22 protein-coding genes and 1 pseudogene are annotated in these 22,849 nt (G+C 71.6%); 12 read left to right on the top strand and 11 right to left on the bottom strand.

Annotated elements, in window-relative coordinates:
• The first annotated feature begins 20 nt into the window (after positions 1-20).
• From ACGF1Z_RS20225 to ACGF1Z_RS20210, 4 genes are all read left to right on the top strand, one after another.
• Positions 21-563 (top strand): DinB family protein, encoded by a 543-nt coding sequence (locus ACGF1Z_RS20225; RefSeq protein ID WP_393005827.1) that lies wholly within the window; start codon positions 21-23, stop codon positions 561-563.
• 66 nt (positions 564-629) lie between these two features.
• Positions 630-1,274, top strand: a complete 645-nt coding sequence (locus ACGF1Z_RS20220; RefSeq protein ID WP_393005825.1) for a PadR family transcriptional regulator — start codon at positions 630-632, stop codon at positions 1,272-1,274.
• A 101-nt stretch (positions 1,275-1,375) separates the two neighbouring features.
• Positions 1,376-2,335, top strand: coding sequence for an ATP-binding cassette domain-containing protein (locus ACGF1Z_RS20215; RefSeq protein ID WP_393005823.1), 960 nt, complete (start codon positions 1,376-1,378; stop codon positions 2,333-2,335).
• The gene (locus tag ACGF1Z_RS20210; RefSeq protein ID WP_393005820.1) at positions 2,332-3,096 is read left to right on the top strand and encodes an ABC transporter permease; all 765 of its coding nucleotides are present in this window, start codon (positions 2,332-2,334) and stop codon (positions 3,094-3,096) included. Before ACGF1Z_RS20215 ends, ACGF1Z_RS20210 begins: the two co-directional genes overlap by 4 nt.
• Before the next feature lie 210 nt (positions 3,097-3,306).
• Here ACGF1Z_RS20210 and ACGF1Z_RS20205 read toward each other — a convergent pair whose 3' ends face one another.
• Both ACGF1Z_RS20205 and ACGF1Z_RS20200 read right to left on the bottom strand, forming a co-directional pair.
• On the bottom strand, positions 3,307-4,716 hold the full coding sequence (locus ACGF1Z_RS20205) for a glutamate decarboxylase (RefSeq protein ID WP_393005818.1): 1,410 nt from the start codon (positions 4,714-4,716) through the stop codon (positions 3,307-3,309).
• A gap of 29 nt (positions 4,717-4,745) precedes the next feature.
• Positions 4,746-6,044 carry an ion channel protein gene (locus tag ACGF1Z_RS20200; RefSeq protein WP_393005816.1) on the bottom strand — a complete coding sequence of 433 codons (1,299 nt, stop codon included), beginning with the start codon at positions 6,042-6,044 and terminating at the stop codon, positions 4,746-4,748.
• 17 nt (positions 6,045-6,061) lie between these two features.
• On the opposite strand from ACGF1Z_RS20200, the pseudogene ACGF1Z_RS20195 reads away from it, so the two are divergent.
• Positions 6,062-6,541: pseudogene (locus ACGF1Z_RS20195) on the top strand (TipAS antibiotic-recognition domain-containing protein); the annotation flags it as partial.
• A gap of 90 nt (positions 6,542-6,631) precedes the next feature.
• Here ACGF1Z_RS20195 and ACGF1Z_RS20190 read toward each other — a convergent pair.
• Entirely contained in the window at positions 6,632-7,000 is a 369-nt protein-coding gene (locus ACGF1Z_RS20190; protein ID WP_393005814.1) for a YbjQ family protein, read from the bottom strand.
• Positions 7,001-7,159: 159 nt separating this feature from the next.
• Here ACGF1Z_RS20190 and ACGF1Z_RS20185 point away from each other — a divergent pair, with 159 nt between their 5' ends.
• Entirely contained in the window at positions 7,160-7,858 is a 699-nt protein-coding gene (locus tag ACGF1Z_RS20185) for a DedA family protein (protein WP_393006897.1), read from the top strand.
• A 67-nt stretch (positions 7,859-7,925) separates the two neighbouring features.
• On the opposite strand, the gene ACGF1Z_RS20180 is transcribed toward ACGF1Z_RS20185, so the two are convergent.
• Positions 7,926-9,584 carry a threonine/serine exporter ThrE family protein gene (locus tag ACGF1Z_RS20180; protein WP_393006895.1) on the bottom strand — a complete coding sequence of 553 codons (1,659 nt, stop codon included), beginning with the start codon at positions 9,582-9,584 and terminating at the stop codon, positions 7,926-7,928.
• A gap of 144 nt (positions 9,585-9,728) precedes the next feature.
• Positions 9,729-10,220, bottom strand: a complete 492-nt coding sequence (locus ACGF1Z_RS20175; RefSeq protein WP_376626600.1) for an inorganic diphosphatase — start codon at positions 10,218-10,220, stop codon at positions 9,729-9,731.
• A 105-nt stretch (positions 10,221-10,325) separates the two neighbouring features.
• Here ACGF1Z_RS20175 and dacB point away from each other — a divergent pair, with 105 nt between their 5' ends.
• The 6 genes from dacB to folE all read left to right on the top strand — a co-directional run bounded on the left by dacB (position 10,326) and on the right by folE (position 17,701).
• The gene (gene dacB, locus ACGF1Z_RS20170; RefSeq protein ID WP_393005812.1) at positions 10,326-11,753 is read left to right on the top strand and encodes a D-alanyl-D-alanine carboxypeptidase/D-alanyl-D-alanine-endopeptidase; all 1,428 of its coding nucleotides are present in this window, start codon (positions 10,326-10,328) and stop codon (positions 11,751-11,753) included.
• Between the two features lie 72 nt (positions 11,754-11,825).
• Complete coding sequence (locus tag ACGF1Z_RS20165; RefSeq protein WP_393005810.1) at positions 11,826-12,974, top strand: zinc-dependent metalloprotease; 1,149 nt, start codon at positions 11,826-11,828, stop codon at positions 12,972-12,974.
• 197 nt (positions 12,975-13,171) lie between these two features.
• Positions 13,172-14,200, top strand: a complete 1,029-nt coding sequence (tilS, locus tag ACGF1Z_RS20160; protein ID WP_393005808.1) for a tRNA lysidine(34) synthetase TilS — start codon at positions 13,172-13,174, stop codon at positions 14,198-14,200.
• Positions 14,201-14,242: 42 nt separating this feature from the next.
• Positions 14,243-14,782: a hypoxanthine phosphoribosyltransferase gene (gene hpt, locus ACGF1Z_RS20155; RefSeq protein ID WP_345530466.1), complete on the top strand. Its 540-nt coding sequence runs from the start codon at positions 14,243-14,245 to the stop codon at positions 14,780-14,782.
• 189 nt (positions 14,783-14,971) lie between these two features.
• Positions 14,972-16,996 (top strand): ATP-dependent zinc metalloprotease FtsH, encoded by a 2,025-nt coding sequence (gene ftsH / locus ACGF1Z_RS20150; protein ID WP_393005806.1) that lies wholly within the window; start codon positions 14,972-14,974, stop codon positions 16,994-16,996.
• Between the two features lie 99 nt (positions 16,997-17,095).
• The gene (gene folE / locus ACGF1Z_RS20145) at positions 17,096-17,701 is read left to right on the top strand and encodes a GTP cyclohydrolase I FolE (protein WP_393005804.1); all 606 of its coding nucleotides are present in this window, start codon (positions 17,096-17,098) and stop codon (positions 17,699-17,701) included.
• A 158-nt stretch (positions 17,702-17,859) separates the two neighbouring features.
• Here folE and ACGF1Z_RS20140 read toward each other — a convergent pair whose 3' ends face one another.
• From ACGF1Z_RS20140 to ACGF1Z_RS20115, 6 genes are all read right to left on the bottom strand, one after another.
• Positions 17,860-18,348 (bottom strand): DUF3180 domain-containing protein, encoded by a 489-nt coding sequence (locus ACGF1Z_RS20140; protein WP_393005802.1) that lies wholly within the window; start codon positions 18,346-18,348, stop codon positions 17,860-17,862.
• A 57-nt stretch (positions 18,349-18,405) separates the two neighbouring features.
• Entirely contained in the window at positions 18,406-19,005 is a 600-nt protein-coding gene (gene folK, locus ACGF1Z_RS20135; protein ID WP_393005800.1) for a 2-amino-4-hydroxy-6-hydroxymethyldihydropteridine diphosphokinase, read from the bottom strand.
• Positions 19,002-19,361: a dihydroneopterin aldolase gene (gene folB, locus ACGF1Z_RS20130; RefSeq protein WP_356698728.1), complete on the bottom strand. Its 360-nt coding sequence runs from the start codon at positions 19,359-19,361 to the stop codon at positions 19,002-19,004. The genes folK and folB overlap by 4 nt, the downstream gene beginning before the upstream one ends.
• A 121-nt stretch (positions 19,362-19,482) precedes the next feature.
• Positions 19,483-19,881: a nuclear transport factor 2 family protein gene (locus ACGF1Z_RS20125; protein WP_393006893.1), complete on the bottom strand. Its 399-nt coding sequence runs from the start codon at positions 19,879-19,881 to the stop codon at positions 19,483-19,485.
• A gap of 62 nt (positions 19,882-19,943) precedes the next feature.
• A complete protein-coding gene (folP, locus tag ACGF1Z_RS20120; RefSeq protein WP_393005798.1) occupies positions 19,944-20,804 on the bottom strand; it encodes a dihydropteroate synthase in 861 nt (286 codons plus the stop codon).
• A 67-nt stretch (positions 20,805-20,871) separates the two neighbouring features.
• A complete protein-coding gene (locus ACGF1Z_RS20115; RefSeq protein WP_393005795.1) occupies positions 20,872-22,713 on the bottom strand; it encodes a phosphatidylglycerol lysyltransferase domain-containing protein in 1,842 nt (613 codons plus the stop codon).
• Positions 22,714-22,849: the final 136 nt, after the last annotated feature.

The raw sequence follows: 22,849 nt of genomic DNA, 5'->3' as shown, positions 1-22,849 counted from the left end.
GCATACGGAAGGCGGACATCATGGTTGCTCTTGTTCCTGCGGAGGCCCCCGGCGACGAGCGCGGCGCGTTCCTCAACTTCATCGAGGCACAGCGTGCCGCGATCGTACGGGCGACTCTCGGACTCTCCGAGGAGCAGGCGGCGAGCCGCCCCAGCGCCAGTGAGCTCAGCCTCTCCGGGCTGGTCAAGCACGTCGCGGAGGTCGAGCTCAACTGGCTGCGGCTGGCCCAGCAGCGGCCGAACGAGCGGCAGCGGACCCAGGAGACCTGGGGCGAGGCCTTCCGGCTGCTCGACGACGAGTCGATCCCGCAGACCGTGGCCTTCTGGCAGGGCGTGGCGAAGGAGACGGAGGAGTTCGTCCGCAACGTGCCGAGCCTGGACGACACCTTCCCGCTGCCGCCGGCGCCGTGGTTCCCGAAGGACGGCCGCGTGTCGGTGCGCTGGATGCTGCTGCACCTGGTCCAGGAGATGGGCCGGCACGCCGGGCACGCCGACATCGTCCGGGAGTCGCTCGACGGCAAGGGCTCCTTCGAGCTGATCGAACTGGAGAAGCGGCAGGGCTGAGCCGGCCCCGCCCCGCCCTCGCCCCTGGCCTACCCTGGTCGGACATTGACCAGGGAGGTCCGCGGGATGTCGGCGATCCGCCTTCTCGTCCTGGGCGCGGTCAAGATGCACGGCCGCGCCCACGGCTATCAGGTGCGCAACGACCTGGAGTACTGGGGCGCGCACGAGTGGTCCAACGCCAAGCCCGGCTCGATCTACCACGCGCTGAAGCAGATGGCGAAGCAGGGGCTGCTGGCCGCCGACGAGATCGCGCCCAGCACGGCGGGCGGTCCGCCGCGGGTCGAGTACGAGATCACGGACGCGGGCCGGGAGGAGTACCTCCGGCTGCTGCGGGCGGCCCTGTCCACGTACGACCAGGAGATGGACGTCCTGTCGGCGGCCCTCGGCTTCGTCGTGGACCTGCCGCGCGCGGAGGCCGTGGAGCTGCTGCGGGCCCGGGTGCGGGAGCTGGACGAGTGGCGGACGGCCGTCACGACCTACTACACCCCGGAGGGCGGTCCCGGGCAGCTGGGCCACATCGGGGAGATCATGCACCTCTGGGTGCACTCGGCCGACTCCAGCCGGGAATGGACGCTCGGCCTGATCGACCGGATCGAGGGCGGGGCGTACGTCTTCGCGGGGGAGGGCGAGTCCTTCGTGGGCGTCCTCGCGGAGGGTGAGGAGAACCCGTACGCGACGGGCCCGCACCAGGGCGACCAGAAGATGAGCTGAACGGACAGCGTAATCAAGTTTGACTAGTTGCCCGGCAGGGCATAGCCTCCCTCGCCGGGGTATTGGTCAAATTTGACTACGGGGTTTCCGGGAGGAAGGGGATGTCGGTGGACGACGCGATCCTGATGCGGGGCGCGCGGAAGCGGTACGGACGGAAGCAGGCGCTGGACGGGCTCGACCTGGCCGTCCGGCGCGGCACGGTGCACGGGCTGCTCGGCCCGAACGGCGCCGGGAAGACCACGACGGTACGGGTCCTGGCCACCCTGCTCCGGCACGACGAGGGCGAGGTGCGGGTGGCCGGGCACGACGTACGGCGGGAGGCCGCCGAGGTGCGGCGGCGGATCGGGCTGCTCGGGCAGCACGCGGCGCTCGACGAGGAGCTGTCCGGCCGGCAGAACCTGGAGATGTTCGCGCGGCTCCACCACCTGGGCGCCCGGCGTGCGGTGCGGCGTGCGGACGAGCTCCTGGAACGCTTCTTCGGGCTCGCCGACACCGGCCGCAAGGCCGTACGGCAGTACAGCGGCGGCATGCGGCGACGGCTCGACCTGGCCGCCTCGCTGATCACCGACCCGGAGGTGCTCTTCCTCGACGAGCCCACCACCGGGCTTGACCCGCGCGGGCGCGGCGAGGTCTGGGAGTCCGTGCGCTCGCTGGTCGGCGCGGGCACGACGGTGCTGCTGACCACCCAGTATCTGGAGGAGGCCGACCAGCTGGCCGACCGGATCTCCGTCGTCGACCAGGGCCGGGTGGTCGCCGACGGCACCCCCGACGAGCTGAAGACCCGGGCCGGCCGGGACCGGATCGACGTGGTCGTCCGTGACGGGGCCCGGCTCGACGAGGCGCTGCGGCTGCTGCCGTCGGGCACGGCCGAGGCGGACGTCGACCGCGACCGGCGGCGGATCAGCGCCCCCGTGCGGGACCGGACGGCCTCGCTCGCCGAGACCGTACGAGCTTTGGAAGCGGCCGGGATCGAGGCGGAGGACATCGCCCTGCGGCGGCCCACGCTCGACGAGGTCTTCCTGCATCTGACGAGCGCCCGGGCCGAGGAGGTGGCCGCATGAGCGCGGCGTACGCGGTGAGCGACTGCTGGACCATGACCCGCCGGGAGCTGGCCCACTGGGCCCGGCAGCCGGTCCAGGTGGTGGTCGGGCTGGTCTTCCCGGTCATGATGCTGCTGATGTTCGGCTACCTGGTCGGCGGCGGGCGGACGGTCGAGGGCGACTACGTCGACTTCCTCGTGCCCGGAATGCTCACGCTGACCATGGTCTTCGGCCTCGAAGGGACGATGACCGCGGTCACCCGGGACCTGGACAAGGGGGTGGTCGACCGCTTCCGCGCCATGCCCATGGCGGACGGCGCCGTGCTCGTGGGACGGGCGGCCGCCGACATGCTGCAGTCGACCGTGGGACTGCTCCTGATGATCGGGGTGGGCCACGCGCTCGGCTGGCGGGCGCACGGCGGCCCCGGGGCCTTCGCGGGGGCGGTGGGGCTGCTGCTCCTGCTGCGCTTCGCGATGCTGTGGATCGGGATCTTCCTCGGCCTGCTCGCGGGGCGCGCGGAGCTCGTGCAGGCCGTGCAGATCCTGGTCTGGCCGGTCGGTTTCCTCTCCAACGCCTTCGCCTCGCCCGACGCGATGCCAGGCTGGCTGGGCGCGGCCGTGGAGTGGAACCCGATGTCGGCGACGGCGACCGCCGTCCGCGACCTCCTCGGCGGTCCCGGCGGCGAGCCGGGGTGGATCGGTGCGGCGGTGGCGTGGCCGCTGGTGCTGCTCGCGGTCTTCCTCCCGATGGCGGTGCGGAGGTTCGGCCGGCTGGGGACATAGCCGGCGTGACGGTGTACGGGGAGCGGGCGGCGTACGGCGGCCGCTCCTTCCGGCCGCCCGCCGCGGGCGCGTCCCGGATACGCCGGGCCGCTGGCGGGCCGCTGCGGGAGTGCGACCGCCGCCCGTACGCGACGAGCCGGGACGGGGGCGCCGGCCGGGGGCCGTCCCGGCCGGCGAGGAGCCGGTCCCGGCCGAGGGGCAGGGCCGCGCTCAGTGGTGGAAGGAGGTGGCCGCGGCCTTGTCGTGGGTGAACGGGGCGGACTGGCGGCGCAGTTCGGGCAGCAGTTGTTTCAGGTCCTCGATGAGCAGAGTGGCCAGGTCGGCGGAGAAGCCGTTGCGGCAGACGACGCGGAGGACCGACAGGTCCTCGCGGTTCGCCGGGAAGGTGTAGGCGGGGACGAGCCAGCCGCTCTCGCGCAGCCGGCGTGAGACGTCGAAGACGTCGAAGTTGGTGACCTCGGGTGCGGTGGTGAAGGCGAAGACGGGGAGTTGGTCGCCGCGGGTGAGGAGGCGGAAGTCGCCCAGCGCCTCGATCCGTTCGGCCGTGCCCCGGGCGACGTCCCGGCTGGTCTGCTGGACCGTCCGGTAGCCCTCTCGGCCCAGCCGGAGGAACGTGTAGTACTGGGCGACGACCTGGGCGCCGGGGCGGGAGAAGTTGAGGGCGAAGGTCGGCATGTCGCCGCCGAGGTAGTTGACCCGGAAGACCAGCTCCTCGGGGAGTTCGGCGGGGGAGCGCCACAGCGCCCAGCCGACGCCCGGGTAGACGAGGCCGTACTTGTGGCCGGAGGTGTTGATCGAGGAGACGCGGGGGAGCCGGAAGTCCCACACCACGTCCTCGTCGAGGAACGGGGCGACCATGGCGCCGGAGGCGCCGTCGACGTGGACGGGGATGTCGAGGCCGGTGCGCTCCTGGAGGTCGTCGAGGGCGGCGCAGATCTCGGAGACGGGTTCGTAGGAGCCGTCGAAGGTGGAGCCGAGGACGGCGACGACGCCGATGGTGTTCTCGTCGCACAGCGCGGCGGCGGAGGCCGCGTCCATGTGGAAGCGGTCGCCGTCCATGGGCACGAGCCGGGGCTCGACCTCCCAGAAGTTGCAGAACTTCTCCCAGCAGACCTGGACGTTGATGCCCATGATCAGGTTGGGCCTGGCGGCGGGGTAGCGGTCGGCGTTGCGATTCGCCCAGCGGCGCTTGAGGGCCATGCCGGCGAGCATGCAGGCCTCGCTGGAGCCGGTGGTCGAGCAGCCGACGGCGGTCGAGGGGTCGGGGGCGTGCCAGAGGTCGGCGAGCATGGCGACGCAGCGGCGCTCGAGTTCGGCGGTGCGCGGGTACTCGTCCTTGTCGATCATGTTCTTGTCGCGGCACTCGCCCATGAGCACCCCGGCCTGCGGTTCCATCCAGGTGGTGACGAAGGTGGCCAGGTTGAGGCGGGAGTTGCCGTCGAGCATCAGCTCGTCATGGACGAGCTGGTAGGCGCTCATCGGCGGGAGCGGCCCGTCCGGGAGGCGGTGGCGCGGGGGCGCCTCGGTCATGCCGCTGACCGGGTTGGCATCGCCGTAGAAGGGATTGAAGGCGAGACGGCGGAAGGGCTCGTTCTCGTCGGGACCCTTGTGCAGTGCCACGGGGGCTCTCCTTCTGATCAGGGGTCGGCTCAGCGCAGGGCCTTGCCGCGTTCGTCGAGTTGCAGGAAGGGGCGGCCGGTGACGACCAGCCAGGCGGGCAGGGAGGCGATGCAGAGCAGCGCGAGCATCGCCGGGGACGCGGCGACCACGGCGGCGACGAAGAGGCTCACCCACCCCTGCCGGGTGGTGGCGAGCAGGATGCCGAGGACTCCGGCGGAGACGGCCACGGTGGGGTTGATCTCCGGGACGAGCGCCTGGGCGCAGAGCCCGAAGGCGGCGCCGACGAAGACGGCGGGGAAGACGCGGCCGCCGCGGAAGCCGCAGGCACTGGCGACGAGCAGGGCGACCAGCTTCACCAGGGCGAGTTTGGCCAGCTCGCCCGAGCCGAGGGTGCCGAGGTCCTCGACGATGTCCCTGGTCTCGGTGAGGCCCTTGAACAGCGTCAGATGCCCGCCCAAGGCGCCGAGGAGGCCGAGGAGGAGGCCGCCGAGCGGAAGGATCACCATGGGATGGCCCAGACGGGTGAAGGCCCGGTGCACGTGGGGGAAGGCGTAGCCGGCGAGCAGGCCGAGGGCCGCGGCCAGGGTGGCGAGGACGAGGGCCGCGAGGAGGTCCTCGTAGCCGGGGTGGTCCAGCGGCGGCAGTCCCATGTCGAAGCTGGGGCTGGAGGCCAGCTGGGTGGTCATCGAGCCGGCGGCGGCGGCCAGCAGCGGGGCGAAGAGCCGGTCCCAGAGCGATCCCTTGCCCGGAGTGGACGCCAGGGCCTCGGAGATGACGAGCGCGGCGGCGACCGGGGTGCCGAACAGGGCGCCGAGGGTGCCGGCGATGCCCAGGGACACCCAGAAGCCCCCCGGGACGGCCGGCAGGAAGCGGTGGCCCACCCAGTAGGTGAGGGCGATGGCGGAGCCGATCGTCGGGCTCTCCGGGCCCAGGCTGACGCCGCCCGCGAGGGCCAGGGTGCTGGCGAGGAGCAGGCCGGGCACCACGACGACCGGCATCGGTGGTCCGCCGAGTCCCTCCATGGCCGGGTCGGGCCCGGCGTGCCCGGGCGCCTTCCAGACGACGAGGCCGACCGCGATACCCGTCGCGGTGAGCATGACGATGATCCAGAGGGCGGAGTAACGGCCGATGCCGAGGGCGTCCGGGACGTTGTTCCACATCAGTTCCTGGAGCTGGTCGGCGAGCTCGCTGACGCCCAGGTACAGCAGACCCGAGCCCACCCCGACCACGAGCGCGGGCAGGATCTGGGGCAACAGGATCCGCAGGGGAGCCTCTGGGGAGGGTGTCTCGGTGGCCACCGCCCCACCATAAGTGAGCAAATGCCGCATAACATCCCGAGATTCGGATGTGCACCTCACGTCGCGTCAGGGCCGAGGGGGAGACGCGAACCGACAGAAGGAGCAGGGGGCCATGGGCCACCCCGTGGGACAGGTCGCGGGCTTCGCCGGGATCACGGCGCACGCCAGGGAGGGGACGGGCATCGACCGCACGCCCGAGGAGAAGGCCGCGGTCTTCGGCGGCAAGGCCCCGGAGGCGTGCGCGGAGGACTCCGCCCGCCGGTGGGGAGGGAGGCACCCACACCTCCGGGCAGACGCAGGCCCGCGTCGCCCCGTACACCGAGGACGACTGGCAGCGCATGAAGGAGGAGACCGACGCTCGGGGCACCGCGTACGGCGCCCTCATGGACGCCGGCGCCACCCCTGACTCCCCGGCCGCCCCGGACCTCGCCGAGGCCCACCGCGCCCCCTCACCCGACGGTTCTTCGACTGCCACCATCCGGTGGGGAGGCACCCACACTCATGTCCCCGAGGAGAACCCCGCCGCCTCCTGCGACTCGATCCGCGAAGGCCTCGACGGGCACCTGCACGCCGCGATCCACGCGAACGCGCGCCGCCCGCCGGCAGGGGCGACAGGCTCAGGCGCGCGGCGCGATCACCACGGCGGTCCCGTAGGCGCACACCTCCGTGCCCACGTCGGCGGCCTCCGTGACGTCGAAGCGGAACATCAGGACCGCGTTCGCACCACGCGCCCGCGCCTGCTCCACCAGCCGTTCCATCGCCTGGTTACGGGTCTCCACCAGGGTCTTCGTCAGCCCCTTCAGCTCCCCGCCGACCAGCGACTTCAGGCCCGCGCCGATCTGACTGCCGACGTGGCGCGAACGGACGGTCAGGCCGAAGACCTCACCGATCACCTGCCGCACCTCGTAGCCGGGTACGTCATTGGTCGTGACCACCAGCACATCCGACTGGGACGTCTGGCCGCCGCCGTACTCCTCGATGCCCATGCGCATCCACCTCCTGGGCCCCAGCCTGGGACCCGCGCCCGTCCCCCGCATCCGGAGGGGGCCGGGTGGAACCCGGGAGGTTCACCCCGCGTTGATAGCTTGGGGCGGCACTCCGTACGACCGCCCCCTCTTCCCCCCGACCGCAGGAGCCCGGAACCCGTGAACACGCTTGCCCTCGGACCGAGCTGGCTGGACCCGGACTACCTGATCCAGACCTTCGGTCTGATCGGTGTCCTCGTCATCGTCTTCGCCGAGTCCGGACTGCTCATCGGCTTCTTCCTGCCGGGCGACTCGCTGCTCTTCACCACCGGCCTGCTGGTCACCACGGGCAAGCTCGACTACCCCCTGTGGATGGTCTGCACCCTCGTGGTCGCCGCGGCGGTCATCGGCGACCAGGTGGGCTATCTCTTCGGCCGCAAGGTCGGCCCGGCCCTCTTCAAGCGCCCCGACTCCAAGCTCTTCAAGCAGGAGAACATCGAGAAGGCGCACGAGTTCTTCGAGAAGCACGGCCCGAAGTCCCTGATCCTGGCCCGCTTCGTGCCGATCATCCGCACGTTCACGCCGATCATCGCCGGCGTCAGCCGGATGAACTACCGCTCCTTCATCACGTTCAACGTCATCGGCGGCCTGCTGTGGGGCGCCGGAGTGACCCTGCTCGGCTCCGCCCTCGGCAAGATCGAGTTCGTGCACAAGCACATCGAGCTGATCCTCGTCGCGATCGTGCTCATCTCCGTCGTCCCGGTCGTCATCGAGGTGCTGCGCGCCCGCTCCCAGTCCAAGAAGAACCCCGGCGGCGGCCACGACGCCCCCGGCACCCCCAACCCGCCGTCCGAGCGCGGCCGCCACGCCAAGCGCTGACCGGAGCCCCCGGGTCACGCCGCGAGCGCGGCGTGACCCGAAGGACACGCCCTGACGAGGTCACACCCTAGAAACCACGGGTGCGCTTCGCGGCCCGTCGGGCCGCCGCCGCCCGCGGGGCCTGCATGAACAGGCGGGCCAGCTCGCCACCCAGGTTCACCCCGATCGCGATCGCCAGCGCCAGCGCCGCCGCCTTCGCCAGCGAGCCGAAGCCCTGGTCCAGATTGTTCTGGGCGATCGCGAGCACCCCGAAGTACGTCGCCGAACCCGGCAGCAGCGGGCCGATCGCCGCCGTCACGTACGGCAGCGACGAGGTGTGGTGATAGCGGGCGGTCAGCTGCCCGAACAGACCCACCAGACCGGCCGCGACCGCCGTCGCCATCACCGTGGAGCCGTTCGCCGTCACCGCGATCGACGCGTAGACGACCCACGCGACCCCGCCGTTCAGCGTCGCGAACAGCACCGTCGCGCGCGACTGCTGCAGCAGGACCGCGAAGGTCGCGCACAGCACCATCGACGCGGCGATCTGCACCCAGGGGCGCTCGACCGCGTTCAGCACGCCCTCCGGATTGAGCTCCGCCCCGAACTGCACCGCCAAATACAGCACCGACAGCACGCCCACCACGATGGCCACGAAGAAGTACCCGACCTCCAGCAGCCGCGCCGAGGCCGTGATGTAGAAGCCGGTCAGACCGTCCTGCACGGCCGCCACCAGGGCCCGCCCCGGGATCAGCGCGAAGAGACCACCGGTGATCACCGCCGACGGCCGCAGATCGGCGTGCAGCATCGTCAGCGCCACGCCCATCGCCGCCGGCGGCATCGCCGCCACCAGGAACTGGTAGAACTCCGGCAGCCCGCGCCCCGCGCACAGCCACGCGAGCCGGTCGCCCAGCATCGCGCCCAGCGCCGCCACGAAGAACACCGTCGGCCCGCCGCCCAGCAGCACCGACGCCGCGCCCGCCAGGACACCGGCCGCGGCCGTCAGCGCCCAGCCCGGATAGGGGTGCCGGTTACGCCGGATCTCCGCCAGCCGCCGGTACGCCTCCTCCGGCGCCACCTCGTGCTCCGGATCGTTGATGTCCGCGAGCAGCTGGTAGACCGCCGCGAGCCGGGTGTAGTCCGTGCCACGCCGCCGCACCGTGCGGTTCGCCGTCACCGGGTCGTCCACGAGCGACGGCTGGTACGTGACCGACAGCAGCGTGAACGTCACCGTCGGCTCGCAACGGTCCAGACCGTACGACCGGCAGATCGCGAACATCGCCGCCTCGACGTCCTCCGCGCCCTCGCCGCCCGCGAGCAGCAGCTCGCCGATACGCAGCGTCAGGTCGAGCACACGCGGCACCGCGGGACCGGACTCGTCGTCCTTGCGCGACGCCTCCGGCACCGGCCGGTCACCGACCGGCAGCCGCAGCATCGTCCGCATCCGGTCCTGCCACGGCGCGTCCTGCGGCAGCCGCACCATCGGTATGCCGTAGGCGGGCGTGAACGCCGGCGGCGAACTCTGCGCCGAATACGTCGAGGGCGGAGCGAACGCCGAACCCTCCTGCTCGGCCGCCGGCTCCGCCGCCAGCCCCTCCGGCAGGGCGAACTCGGAGGTCGGGTGCTCCTCCTCCGGCGGTTCCGGCGGCTCCACCCCGGCCGGCGGGATGAACGCGCTGCGAGCCTCGTCCGAAGGCGGCTTCCGGTCCTCCGGGCCCTCCTCGGACCCCTCCGGCATCGCCACCACTCTGTTCGCCCTCATTCCGGCCTGGTACCCACGCGGTCACGCCCCATACGGGCCCGACACCAGCACAGTATGAACGCGCGAAGGGCGGCGCACCTCAGCAGGTGCGCCGCCCTTCACAGGTCAGCGGCTCGCGGCAGAGCGGGCTCAGTGGCCGCCCTGCTCCTTGAAGCGCTTGTACGACTTCTCGATCTCGGCCTCGGCCTCGGCGCGGCCGACCCAGTCGGCGCCCTCGACGGACTTGCCCGGCTCCAGGTCCTTGTAGACCTCGAAGAAGTGCTGGATCTCCAGGCGGTCGAACTCCGCGACGTGGTGGATGTCGCGCAGGTGCTCCATGCGCGGGTCCGTCGCCGGGACGCACAGCAGCTTGTCGTCGCCGCCGGCCTCGTCCGTCATGCGGAACATGCCGATGGCGCGGCACTTGATCAGGCAGCCCGGGAAGGTCGGCTCGTCCAGGATGACCAGCGCGTCCAGCGGGTCGCCGTCCTCGCCGAGGGTGTTCTCGACAAAGCCGTAGTCCGTCGGGTAGGCGGTCGAGGTGAAGAGACGGCGGTCCAGGCGGATCCGACCGGTCTCGTGGTCGACCTCGTACTTGTTCCGCGATCCCTTGGGGATCTCGATGGTGACGTCGAACTCCACGGGTGGATCTCCTCCTGAATCAACACATGTCAATGCTCGCGACGACGCGCGGTGGTTAAGTGTCCCTCACGCACGGTCTTGATCGCGAAAGGGGCTGGTCATCACATGCCGGAGCCGAGAACCTGGCAGCTCGCGGCGGGGTCCGCCGCGCTCGGTCTGGCCCTGGCCGCCGGTGCGGTGGCCGCGGCCGGCCCGTGGGACTCCGGTCAGCGTAAGGCCGAGCGGGCCCGCGCGGTCTCCGCCGACAGCCGAGGTGGCGCACATCACGCCGGCGCCCCCGCCCAGGCGGCCCCGCGCCGCCCCGCCCCCGCCCCCAGCGCCGCCGGAGTGCTGCGCGCCCTGGGCGCCACCGGCCACGCCGGCGGGATCACCCGGTCGGGGGACGACCTCGCGGCCGTCCTGGTCCCCCTGCTCGCCGATCCCGGCCTCGGCCCGCTGCGCACCGCCTCCGTCGTCGACACCGCCACCGGCCGCCCGCTCTACGGCGAAGGCGCGTCCACCCCGATGACCCCCGCCTCCACCGTCAAGATCGCCACGGCCGCCGCCGCGCTCTCCGCCCTCGGCCCCGACCACCGCATCCCCACCACCACCGTCGCCTCCCCGGACCACCGCACCCTCACCCTCGTCGGCGGCGGCGACCCCACCCTCGACCGCACCCGCCTGAAGGCCCTCGCCGACGCCACCGCCCGCGCCCTCCGCGGACCCGGCGCCACGCCCCCCGCACCCGTCCGCCTCGGCTACGACACCAGCCTCTTCAAGGGCCCCCTGCTCCACCCCATCGGACCCAACGAGAACCTGGCCCCCGTCAGCGCCCTCATGACCGCCGAAGGCCGCCTCGACGGCAGCCGCCACGGCCCCGCCCCGCGCACCGGCGACCCCGCGGGCGACACCGCCACCGCCTTCGCCGCACTCCTCCAGGACGCCGGCATCACCGTCCAGGGCCCGCCCCGACCCGCCAGGGCCCCCCAGGCCGCCCCGCTCGCCCGCACCGAGTCCGCCCCGCTGGCCGACCTCGTCGAGCACACCCTCACGCACAGCGACAACGACCTCGCCGAAGCCCTCGCCCGGCAGACCGCCCTCGCCCGCCGGCAGCCCGCCAGCTTCGCCGGCGCCGAGAAGGCCGTCCACGACGAACTCGCCCGCCTCGGCCTCCCGCTCGCCGGAGCCCGCTTCGCCGACGGCAGCGGCCTCGACCGCCGCGACCGGGTCTCCGCCACCCTGCTCACCGGCATCCTCACCCGCGCGGCCGACCCGGCCCGCCCCGCCCTGCGGCCCGTCCTCACCGGACTGCCCGTCGGCGGCTTCAGCGGCACCCTCGCCGGCCGCTTCGGCTCCGGCCCCGCCGCCCCGGGCGCCGGCCTGGTCCGCGCCAAGACCGGCACCCTCACCGGCGTCAACACCCTCGCCGGCACCGTCGTCACCGCCGACGGCCGCCTCCTCGCCTTCGCGTTCCTCGCCGCCCGCACCAGCTCCCCCGACACCGCCCAGCCCGCCCTCGACCGCCTCACCGCAGCCCTCGCACCACCCCGCTGACCCCCTCGGCGACCCGGGCGAATACTGCGCCGAACCCTCACCGAACAGGCCCCGAGAACGTACGGTTGACGCATGACGAGCATCGGTGGTGCAGGCACATCGGGGATGGTCGACTGGAACCTCGCCGTCGCGACGGCGACCCGGCTGGTCCGCCCGGGCCCCGAGGTCACCCGGGAAGAGGCCCGCGAGATCGTCGCCGAACTCCGCAGACACGCCAAGGCCGCCGAGGACCACGTCCGGGCCTACACCCGGATGATCCCCGAAGGACGCGACCCCGCCGACGTCAGCGACACCCCCGTCCTCGTCGTCGACCGCGCCGGGTGGATCAGGGCCAACGTCGCCGGCTTCCGCGAACTGCTCTCCCCGCTCCTCGACAAGATGAAGGAACGCCGCTCCACCACCGCCGGCGGCACCATGCTCAGCGCCGTCGGAGGCAAGGTCACCGGCGTCGAACTCGGCGTCCTGCTGTCCTTCCTGGCCTCCCGCATCCTCGGCCAGTACGAGACCTTCGCCCCCGCCACCCGCGACCTGCCCGCCGGCACCGACGGCAGCGGCCGCCTCCTGCTCGTCGCCCCCAACATCGTCCACGTCGAGCGCGAGCTGGAGGTCTCCCCCCACGACTTCCGCCTCTGGGTCTGCCTCCACGAGGAGACCCACCGCACCCAGTTCACCGCCGTCCCCTGGTTGCGCGACCACCTCCAGGGCGAGATCCAGTCATTCCTCGCCGCCACCGACGTCGACCCCTCCACCGTCGTCGAACGCCTCCGCGAAGCCGCCCAGGCCCTCGTCGGCGGCCGCCCCGAAGGCGAACGCGACGAACCCGCACCCTCCCTCGTCGAACTCGTCCAGACCCCCGAACAACGCGAGATCCTCGGCCGCCTCACCGCCGTCATGTCCCTCCTCGAAGGCCATGCCGACTACGTCATGGACGGCGTCGGACCCGATGTCGTGCCCTCCGTCGCCGAAATCCGCGAGAAGTTCCAGCAACGCCGCGCCCGCGGCGCCTCCCGCCTCGACCTCGCCCTGCGCAAGCTCCTCGGCCTCGACGCCAAGCTCCGTCAGTACCGCGACGGCGAACGCTTCGTCCGGGCCGTCGTCGACGAGGTCGGCATGGACGGCTTCAACCGCGTCTGGACCTCGCCCAACACCCTCCCCACCAAGGCCGAGATCGCGAAACCGGCCGACTGGGTGGCAAGGGTGCACCGTAAGGCAGACTCCTGAGACAGGTGCGTCGGATGACCGGAGAACACCCCACCAATCACCCATCCGAGGGACCGTAGGCGGCGGGTGAGCCGTGCAATGCTCGGGTAACGGCCAGGTTCTGTCACCATCGACGCACTCTGAGTGACCGAACCCCCACTTCCGACCGTTAAGACACCGACCGAGGCACTGCACACTCTTCACGAAGGGCACCGGACATGGGTCCCCATCCTGCGGTCGCGGCGATACGCCTGGCGGTCCGCCGCGTACTCCACGACGTCCTCACCGAGCACCAGACCGACACCGCCGCCGGCTCCGGCGACGCCACCGCACCACACCCCCTGGTACTCGTCGCCTGCTCCGGCGGCGCCGACTCCATGGCACTCGCCTCCGCGCTCGCCTTCGAGTCCCGCAAACTCGACCTCCGCGCCGGCGGCATCACCGTCGACCACGGCCTCCAGACGGGCTCCGCCCAGCGCGCCGACGAGGTCGCCGAACGCATGACCGCCCTCGGCCTCGACCCCGTCGAAGCCGTCGCCGTCACCGTCGGCCGCGACGGCGGACCCGAAGCCGCCGCCCGAGACGCCCGCTACACCGCCCTCGACGCCGCCGCAGAGCGCCACGGCGCCACGGCCGTCCTGCTCGGCCACACCCGCGACGACCAAGCGGAAACCGTCCTGCTCGGCCTCGCCCGCGGCTCCGGCATCCGCTCCCTCTCCGGCATGGCCGCCGTCTCCGGCACCGCAGGCCGCTACCGACGCCCCTTCCTGGAACTCGACCGGCAGACCGTCCGCAAGGCCTGCATCGCCCAGGAACTCGCCGTCTGGGACGACCCGCACAACAGCGACCCCGCCTACACCCGCTCACGGCTCCGCCACGAAGGCCTCCCCGCCCTCGAGAAGGCCCTCGGCAAGGGCGTCGTCGAAGCCCTCGCCCGAACGGCCCAACTCTCCCGCGACGACGCCGACGCCCTCGACTCCTGGGCCGCCGACGTCGAACCCGCCGTACGCGACGAAGCCGGCCGCCTCGAGTGCGCCAAACTCTTCGGACTTCCCCCCGCCGTCCGCCGCCGTGTCCTGCGCCGCGCCGTCATCGCCGAGGGCGCCCCGGCCGGCTCCCTCTTCGCCCGCCACATCGAAGAGGTCGACCGGCTGATCACCGGCTGGCGCGGCCAAGGGGCCATCAACCTGCCCGGCCGCGTCGAGGCACGCCGCCAGGGTGGCAGACTGGTCATTCGGCAAGGCTGACGCAAGGCTGCAACGAAAGTGACCCGGGTGAACGAGAAGGACATGGGCACCGACCTCAAGTCGGTGCTCATCACCAAGGAAGAGATCGACGCGAAGCTGGCCGAGCTGGCCGCGAAGATCGACACGGAGTACGCGGGCAAGGACCTGCTCATCGTCGGCGTCCTCAAGGGCGCCGTGATGGTGATGGCGGACCTGGCGCGCGCGCTGTCCACCCCCGTCACCATGGACTGGATGGCCGTCTCCTCCTACGGCGCCGGCACCCAGTCCTCCGGCGTGGTCCGCATCCTCAAGGACCTCGACACCGACATCAAGGGCAAGCACGTCCTGATCGTCGAGGACATCATCGACTCGGGCCTCACCCTGTCGTGGCTGCTGTCCAACCTCGGCTCGCGCGAACCGGCGTCCCTCGAGGTCTGCACCCTCCTGCGCAAGCCGGACGCCGCCAAGGTCGCCATCGACGTCAAGTGGATCGGCTTCGACATCCCGAACGAGTTCGTCGTCGGATACGGCCTGGACTACGCCGAGAAGTACCGCAATCTCCCCTTCGTCGGCACCCTCGCCCCCCACGTCTACGGCGGCTGAGGGCAGCGACCCCGCGGGAACCCGCGCCGTCTTCCCTCCGTTGAACGATGGGAAGACGGTCGCGGGCACCGATGCTGGGGTACCGTCCGAAGAACAGCTTTTTCATACCGCAGCTCCAAACAACCGCAGCTACTGAGCAGCATTCACCTACGGGCAGGAGGGACGGGGCGTCGTGTACGCCCCGTATGGATGGACGTGAAGCGATACTTCCGCGGGCCGGTCATGTGGATCGTGCTGGCCGTCCTCGCCGTGGTCGTGCTGATGCAGGTCGTCGGCTCGTCCGAGGGCTACAAGACGGTGGACACCGGCAAGGTCGTCCAGGCGATCGACAAGAACCAGGTCAAATCCGCAAAGCTCACCACCGGTGACGAGCAGATCGTCAAGATCGAGCTCATCGACGGCCAGAAGATCGACAAGAGCAGCAAGGTCCAGGCCAGCTACATCGGCACCCAGGGCGCCGACCTGGCCGACAAGCTGCAGGAGAAGTTCGAGGCCGGGCAGATCGAGGGCGGCTACACCGTCTCCCCGACGAAGCAGTCCCCGTTCCTCTCGGTCCTGCTCTCCCTGCTGCCCTTCGTCCTCATCGTGGTCGTCTTCCTCTTCCTGATGAACCAGATGCAGGGCGGCGGCTCCCGCGTCATGAACTTCGGGAAGTCCAAGGCCAAGCTCATCACCAAGGACACCCCCAAGACGACCTTCGCCGACGTCGCGGGCTCGGACGAGGCGGTCGAGGAACTCCACGAGATCAAGGAGTTCCTGCAGGAACCCGCCAAGTTCCAGGCCGTCGGCGCCAAGATCCCCAAGGGCGTGCTGCTCTACGGCCCGCCCGGAACCGGCAAGACCCTCCTCGCCCGCGCCGTCGCCGGCGAGGCCGGAGTGCCGTTCTACTCGATCTCCGGCTCCGACTTCGTCGAGATGTTCGTCGGCGTCGGCGCCAGCCGCGTCCGCGACCTCTTCGAACAGGCCAAGGCCAACGCCCCGGCCATCGTCTTCGTCGACGAGATCGACGCCGTCGGACGCCACCGCGGCGCCGGCCTCGGCGGCGGCCACGACGAGCGCGAGCAGACCCTCAACCAGCTGCTCGTCGAGATGGACGGCTTCGACGTGAAGGGCGGCGTCATCCTGATCGCCGCCACCAACCGCCCCGACATCCTCGACCCCGCCCTCCTGCGCCCCGGCCGCTTCGACCGGCAGATCGCCGTCGACCGCCCGGACATGCAGGGCCGCCTGGAGATCCTCAAGGTCCACCAGAAGGGCAAGCCCGTCGCGCCCGACGTCGACCTCGGCGCCGTCGCCCGCCGCACCCCCGGCTTCACCGGTGCCGATCTCTCCAACGTCCTCAACGAGGCGGCGCTGCTCACCGCCCGCTCGGACAAGAAGCTGATCGACAACCTGGCGCTGGACGAGGCGATCGACCGCGTGGTCGCGGGTCCGCAGAAGCGGACCCGGATCATGTCGGACAAGGAGAAGAAGATCACCGCGTACCACGAGGGCGGCCACGCCCTCGTCGCGGCGGCCTCGCCGAACTCCGACCCGGTCCACAAGATCACGATCCTGTCCCGCGGCCGGGCCCTGGGGTACACCATGGTCCTCCCCGACGAGGACAAGTACTCGACCACCCGCAACGAGATGCTCGACCAGCTGGCGTACATGCTGGGTGGCCGCGCCGCCGAGGAACTGGTCTTCCACGACCCGACCACCGGCGCCGCGAACGACATCGAGAAGGCCACCGCCACGGCCCGCGCGATGGTCACCCAGTACGGCATGACCGAGCGGCTCGGCGCCATCAAGTTCGGCGGCGACAACACCGAGCCCTTCCTCGGCCGTGAGATGGCGCACCAGCGCGACTACTCGGAAGAGGTCGCCGCGCTGGTCGACGAAGAGGTAAAGAAGCTCATCGAGACCGCGCACAACGAGGCGTGGGAGATCCTCGTCGAGAACCGCGACGTCCTCGACAACCTCGTCCTGGCCCTCCTGGAGAAGGAGACCCTGGGCAAGGAGGAGATCGCCGAGATCTTCGCGCCGATCGTCAAGCGCCCGGCCCGGCCGGCCTGGACCGGCTCGGCCCGCCGAACGCCCTCCACGCGCCCGCCGGTGCTCTCCCCGAAGGAACTGGCCCTGACCAACAGCGCCAACGGCTCCTCCTCGGCGAGCACCCCGGTGGACACGACCAAGGCCATCGAGGTGGCCCCGGAGGACACCCCGGAGCCGTAGGCTCCACGGGCCCGGAATGGAAGCCGCGCCCCCACAGGTTCTAGCCTGTGGGGGCGCGGATTTTTTCGCGCCAAGTCAGACAGACGGAACGAGGCACACATGACCGACCCGGTGACGCTGGACGGCGAGGGCACGATCGGCGAGTTCGACGAGAAGCGCGCAGAGAACGCCGTACGGGAACTCCTCATCGCGGTCGGCGAGAACCCGGACCGCGAAGGTTTGCAGCAGACCCCCGCGCGAGTTGCACGTGCGTATCGCGAACTCCTGGCCGGTATGCGGCAAGAGCCTGAAGACGTCCTGACCACGACTTTTGACCTGGGTCACGACGAGATGGTCCTCGTGAAGGACATTGAGCTCGTTAGCTTCTGCGAACATCATTTGCTCCCGTTCCACGGTGTGGCTCACGTGGGCTACATCCCGGCGGAAAGCGGAAAGATCACGGGGCTGTCCAAGCTGGCCCGTCTGGTCGACGTCTTCGCGCGCCGTCCACAGGTGCAGGAGCGCCTGACGACGCAGGTCGCCGATTCGCTGATGAAGATCCTCGACGCGCGCGGAGCCATCGTCGTGATCGAGGCCGAGCACATGTGCATGTCGCTGCGCGGCATCCGCAAGCCGGGCGCGAAGACGACGACCTCGGCGGTGCGTGGTCAACTGCGTGACGCCACGACGCGAGCCGAGGCCATGTCCCTGATACTGGCCCGTTAGCAGCGAGCTGCCCGCCGTGCTCCCTACCGTCCCTGATCAGTGGGATCGATTGCTGACCAGGGGGCGGTAGGGGGTACGGGCTTGCTACAGGCTGTCCCCGTACCCCAGCTTCCCGGTGAACGGGCATCTCGTACGGGAGCCCTGGTAGGGGCCGGGAGCTACGCGACCGGGGCGCGGCCCTGGCCGTTGTCGTCCTCGTCCTCGGGGAGCTTGCAGACGTGTTCCAGGAAGAGGGCGGCGGCGATGACGCCGATGCCGGCGAGGACCGAGAACGCGGCGTAGATGGCCTGGTCGCGGCGGGCCGGGATGTCCAGGGAGCCGAGCAGGAAGACGCCCGTGCCGCCGTACATGCCGGCGACCAGGGCGGCGACGAGGGCGCTGGCCTGGCCGAAGACGACGGCGCGGGCGGCCATCAGGGGTTCCACGCCCTTGGCGCCGGGCCGGCGCTCGCGCTGGGCCTTGAGGCGGGCGCGCAGCGAGAGGGCCGTGGCGGTCAGGACGACGGCGATGGCGGCCAGGACGATGGGGGCCGCGAGCGGCACGCTGGGGAGCGTGCCGACCGAGTCCCACAGGCGTGCGGCGCCCCAGGAGAGGACGCCGGCCGCGATGAACAGTCCGGCGAGCACCTTGAGCCGCAGTTGTTTCACCGGAATGTCGTCCTTCGTCTGGCCGGGCCGGGTGGATGTCCGTGTCGAGACTAACGACTACTCGGGGAGTCGGAGTTCCAGGTCGGTGCGCGGCACGACTCCGGTGTGTCCGACGGCGGCGAGGAGCTCGGCGACGGCGCCGTGGCCGGGCAGCTGGGCCTCGGGGTCGACGTCGTGCCAGGGGGCCAGGACGAAGGCCCGCTGGTGGGCGCGGGGGTGGGGGAGGGTGAGGACGGGGTCGTCCGAGACGACTTCGGCGTACGTGATGATGTCGACGTCGATGGTGCGGGCGCCCCAGCGCTCGTCGCGGACCCGGAGGAAGGCTTCCTCGACGGCGTGGGCCCGCTCCAGGAGGGAGGCCGGGGGGAGGGTCGTCTTCACCAGGAGGACGGCGTTGAGGTACGAGGGCTGGGAGTCGGGGTCGACGCCCCAGGGCTCGGTCTCGTAGACGGGGGAGACGGCCTTGACCCGGAGGCCGGGGGTGTCCTCGAGGGCGTCGACGGCGCCCTGGAGGGTCTCCAGGCGGTTGCCCAGGTTGGAGCCGAGGGCGAGGACGGCCCATCGGGGGTTGGAGAGGGTGACGTCGGCCGCGTCCACGGCGGCGGTCACGGCCGCCGGTACGGGCTGCACGGTCGGATCACTGTGCTGGGGCTTCATGCGCGGCTCCGGGTGATGGTGACGGTCACGTCGTCGAAGGGGACGGTGATCGGGGCGTCCGGCTTGTGCACGACGACTTCGACCTCCTGGACGCCGGCGTGCTTGAGGCACTGCTGGGCGATCCGCTCCGCGAGGGTTTCGATGAGGTCCACCGGCTCGCCCTGGACGACGTCCACGACCTCTTCGGCGACCACGCCGTAGTGCACGGTCTTCGTCAGGTCGTCGTCGGCGGCGGCGGCGCGGGTGTCCAGGCCGAGGGTGAGGTCGACGATGAAGGTCTGCCCCTCCTCGCGTTCCTTGGGGAAGACGCCGTGGTGCCCTCGGGCCTTGAGGCCGCGCAGCGCGACACGATCCACGCGAATCACTCCTGCTGTCGTAGTTCGGGTGGCCACGCAGCCGGGTGCGGACGGCCGGGTGTCCGGCATCGAATCTACCTGCGGGCGCCGACAGCCGGGGCGGGGGCTCGGTCGGGGCGGTTCAGTCGGGGGTGTCGGCCGCGTCGCCGGAGGGGTCCTCGGGGATCACGGGCGAGCCGTGGTGGGACCAGACGCGCCAGCCCTCCGACGTGCGGCGGAACACGTTGGTGGCGACGACGAGCTGGCCGACGAGGGGGCCGAGGGAGGCGCCGTCCTCGGCCGGTCCGCCGCTGAGGATGTTCTCCGTGCACGTGACGACCGCCACGTCCGCGGACATCGAGATCTCGACGTCGGTGAGGAAGAACTGGATGTAGTCGGTGTTCGCCATGATCAGGGCGTACGAGCGGAGGACCTCGCCGCGGCCGGTGAGAACGGGCCAGCCGGGGTGGACGCAGGAGATCTCGGTGGCGCCGTCGTCGAGCCAGAGTTCGGTGATGCCGTCGAAGTCTCCTTGTTCCATCGCCTCGTAGAAGGCGGTGTTGGCGGCTTCGACGGCCGCGCGGTCGGCCTCGCGGGCGCGGGTCACCTGGCTCCTTCGACGGCCCTGGCGACCCGTACGGCGTCCGCGGTGGCGCGGACCTCGTGGACGCGGACGGCCCAGGCGCCCTCGTGGGCGGCGAGGGCGGAGACGGCGGCGGTGGCGGCGTCGCGTTCGCGGGCGGGTGGCGGGGAGGAGCCTTCGTGGGCGAGGACGTGGCCGAGGAAGCGTTTGCGGGAGGCGGCGACGAGGAGGGGGCGGCCGAGGGCGCGGAGCTCGGGGAGGTGGGCGACGAGGGCCAGGTCGTGCGGGGCGAGCTTGGCGAAGCCGAGGCCGGGGTCGAGGACGATGCGCTCGGGGGCGACGCCGCCGTCGATGACGGCTTCCATGCGGGCGCGGAGTTCGTGGACGACCTCGCCGACGACGTCGTCGTAGGTGGCGAGGCTGTTCATGGTCTCGCTGAAGCCGCGCCAGTGCATGACGACGAAGGGGACCTGGGCGGCGGCGACGACGGGGACCATCCGGGGGTCGGCGAGGCCGCCGCTGACGTCGTTGACGAGGACGGCGCCGGCTTCGACGGCGGCGGCGGCCACGGTGGCGCGCATGGTGTCGACGGAGACGGTGACGCCTTCGGAGGCGAGTCCGCGGACGACGGGGACGACGCGGCGGAGTTCCTCCTGCTCGTCGACGCGGGTGGCGCCGGGGCGGGTGGACTCGCCGCCGACGTCGACGAGGTCGGCGCCCTGGGCGACGAGGTCGAGGCCGTGCTTGACGGCGGCCGTGGTGTCGAACCAGCGGCCGCCGTCGGAGAAGGAGTCGGGGGTCACGTTGACCACGCCCATGACCGCGCAGCGGTCCCACTCCGGCAGGCCGAGTGCGGTGCCCCGGCCGATCGTCGTACTCATGCGTCCAGCGTAGGGCCCGGTGCGTGGTTCGGGCGCCTCCGGGGCCGGGCCCCGTCGGGGGCCCGGTTCAGGCGGCGCGGACCTCGTGTTCGGCCTGCGCGGGGATGATGTGGGCGCAGGGGCGGGGGGTCGTCGTGCGGGAGCGGCGGGCCAGGGGGCGGGGCAGGGTGAAGGTCACGAAGCCTTCGGCCTGCATGGCGGCGAAGCCGATGCGGGGGAGGTCGCGGCTTTTGCGGTAGACGACGAAGCGGGGTTCCCAGCGGGGCTGGAACTTGGCGTTGAACTTGTAGAGGGATTCGATCTGGAACCAGCGGGAGAGGAAGACGAGCAGGCCGCGCCAGACGCGCAGGACGGGGCCGGCGCCGATCTTCTCGCCGCGGGCGAGTGCCGAGCGGAACATGGCGAAGTTGAGGGAGACCCGCTGGATGCCCAGGCGGGGGGCGTTCTGGAGGGCGGCGACGATCAGGAGCTCGTTCATGCCGGGGTCGGCGCTGCGGTCGCGGCGCATGAGTTCCAGGGAGATGCCGTCGGTGCCCCAGGGGACGAAGTGGATGATCGCCTTCAGGTCGCCGTAGGGGGAGTCGGCGCTGTCGGCGTCGTCCTTGTGGGCGGTCGCTATGACCGCGTCGCCGTCGCCGGGGTCGCCGATGCGGCCGAGGGCCATGGAGAAGCCGCGTTCGGTGTCGGTGCCGCGCCAGTCCTCGGCGGCGCGGTGGATGCGGGCGAGTTCGCCGTCGCTGAGTTCGGCGACGCGGCGCACTTTGGTCGTGTAGCCGTTGCGTTCGATGCGCTTGACCATCTGGCGGACGTTGCGCATGGCGCGGCCGGAGAGGGAGAAGTCGGGGACGTCGACGATGGCCTCGTCACCGAGTTCGAGGGCGTCGAGGCCGGTCTCGCGGGTCCAGACCTGGCCGCCGGTCTCGGAGCAGCCCATGACGGCGGGGGTCCAGGAGTGGGCCTTGGCCTCGTCCATGAAGCGTTCGATGGCGCCGGGCCAGGCCTCGACGTCGCCGATGGGGTCGCCGCTGGCGAGCATGACGCCGGAGACGACGCGGTAGCAGACGGCGGCCTTGCCGCTGGGGGAGAAGACGACGCCCTTGTCGCGGCGGAGCGCGAAGTGGCCGAGGGAGTCGCGGGCGCCGTGCTTGTGGAGCAGGGTACGCAGCCGGGTCTCGTCTTCCTCGGTGAGGAGGGCGGCGGGGTGTTCGGGCCGGAAGGCGAAGTAGATGGTGGTGAGTGCGGTGAGCATGCCGAGGGCGCCGAGGGAGTAGCCGACGGTCCAGTCGACGTCGCCGGTGTAGGCGACGGGGCCTTCGACGCCGAAGAGGCCGTAGAGGACGTGTTCGAGGCGGTCGGCGAGGCTGGGGCTGCCGACGATGCGGCGCGGGTGGGCGCTGACGATGACGAGGCCGAGGGCGATGGATCCGGCGCCCATCAGGACGAAGTTGGCGAGGGCGCGCCAGCGGCTGCGGGGGTCGGGCAGCGCCGCGAACTGGTCGCGGTTGCGGACCAGGAGGGCCAGCAGGGCGAGGGAGAGCACCGCTCCGGCGAGGGAGTGGCGCCAGACGAACTGGGCGGCGGCGCCGAGCGGCAGCAGGACGACCGCGGCTCGCCAGGCGCGGCGCTTGTTGCGCTTGAGGCCGTGGGCGAGGAGCAGCAGCAGGACGCCGGCGCTGAGTGAGAGCGCTGCGGAGAGCGGCCCGAGCGTGCCGGGCAGCACCTCCGCGATGGCGTGCATGCGGCTGGCGCGGAACCGCGGGAAGACTCCCGCGGCGATGTCGATCAGGCCGATCAGCGTGCAGGCCGTGCCGACGAGTGCGGGGACCCTTTCGGGTCGGGGTCCGCGCAGAATCCGGCGTACATGATCCGGAACCGATCCGGATTTATCCCCATCTACCGTGACAGACATCTGCTTCCCGTGCTTCCCGTGGCTCCGCAAGAGATCGTTTGATCCGGTGGGCCGCGCTGGTCGGGCGGGCCGCTCCGGAGGTTTGCGCCTTCTAGGACGGAGCAGCGATGTGGCGGGTTCACTCGCCGTCAGGGAA

Source organism: Streptomyces sp. NPDC048018, from assembly GCF_043202995.1.
Taxonomy (GTDB): Bacteria; Actinomycetota; Actinomycetes; order Streptomycetales; family Streptomycetaceae; genus Streptomyces.
The sequence above is the reverse complement of the archived record's forward strand: the minus strand, read 5'-3'. Positions and strand labels throughout refer to the sequence as shown.

Excerpts from the sequence above, each read along its gene's own strand:
- ACGF1Z_RS20225 (WP_393005827.1), top strand. The coding sequence starts at position 21 with ATGGTTGCTCTTGTTCCTGCGGAGGCCCCCGGCGACGAGCGCGGCGCG.
- ACGF1Z_RS20220 (WP_393005825.1), top strand. The coding sequence starts at position 630 with ATGTCGGCGATCCGCCTTCTCGTCCTGGGCGCGGTCAAGATGCACGGC.
- ACGF1Z_RS20215 (WP_393005823.1), top strand. The coding sequence starts at position 1,376 with ATGTCGGTGGACGACGCGATCCTGATGCGGGGCGCGCGGAAGCGGTAC.
- ACGF1Z_RS20210 (WP_393005820.1), top strand. The coding sequence starts at position 2,332 with ATGAGCGCGGCGTACGCGGTGAGCGACTGCTGGACCATGACCCGCCGG.
- ACGF1Z_RS20200 (WP_393005816.1), bottom strand. The coding sequence starts at position 6,044 with ATGCGGCATTTGCTCACTTATGGTGGGGCGGTGGCCACCGAGACACCC.
- ACGF1Z_RS20190 (WP_393005814.1), bottom strand. The coding sequence starts at position 7,000 with ATGGGCATCGAGGAGTACGGCGGCGGCCAGACGTCCCAGTCGGATGTG.
- dacB (WP_393005812.1), top strand. The coding sequence starts at position 10,326 with ATGCCGGAGCCGAGAACCTGGCAGCTCGCGGCGGGGTCCGCCGCGCTC.
- ACGF1Z_RS20165 (WP_393005810.1), top strand. The coding sequence starts at position 11,826 with ATGACGAGCATCGGTGGTGCAGGCACATCGGGGATGGTCGACTGGAAC.
- tilS (WP_393005808.1), top strand. The coding sequence starts at position 13,172 with ATGGGTCCCCATCCTGCGGTCGCGGCGATACGCCTGGCGGTCCGCCGC.
- hpt (WP_345530466.1), top strand. The coding sequence starts at position 14,243 with ATGGGCACCGACCTCAAGTCGGTGCTCATCACCAAGGAAGAGATCGAC.
- ftsH (WP_393005806.1), top strand. The coding sequence starts at position 14,972 with ATGGACGTGAAGCGATACTTCCGCGGGCCGGTCATGTGGATCGTGCTG.
- folE (WP_393005804.1), top strand. The coding sequence starts at position 17,096 with ATGACCGACCCGGTGACGCTGGACGGCGAGGGCACGATCGGCGAGTTC.
- folK (WP_393005800.1), bottom strand. The coding sequence starts at position 19,005 with ATGAAGCCCCAGCACAGTGATCCGACCGTGCAGCCCGTACCGGCGGCC.
- ACGF1Z_RS20125 (WP_393006893.1), bottom strand. The coding sequence starts at position 19,881 with ATGGAACAAGGAGACTTCGACGGCATCACCGAACTCTGGCTCGACGAC.
- folP (WP_393005798.1), bottom strand. The coding sequence starts at position 20,804 with ATGAGTACGACGATCGGCCGGGGCACCGCACTCGGCCTGCCGGAGTGG.
- ACGF1Z_RS20115 (WP_393005795.1), bottom strand. The coding sequence starts at position 22,713 with ATGTCTGTCACGGTAGATGGGGATAAATCCGGATCGGTTCCGGATCAT.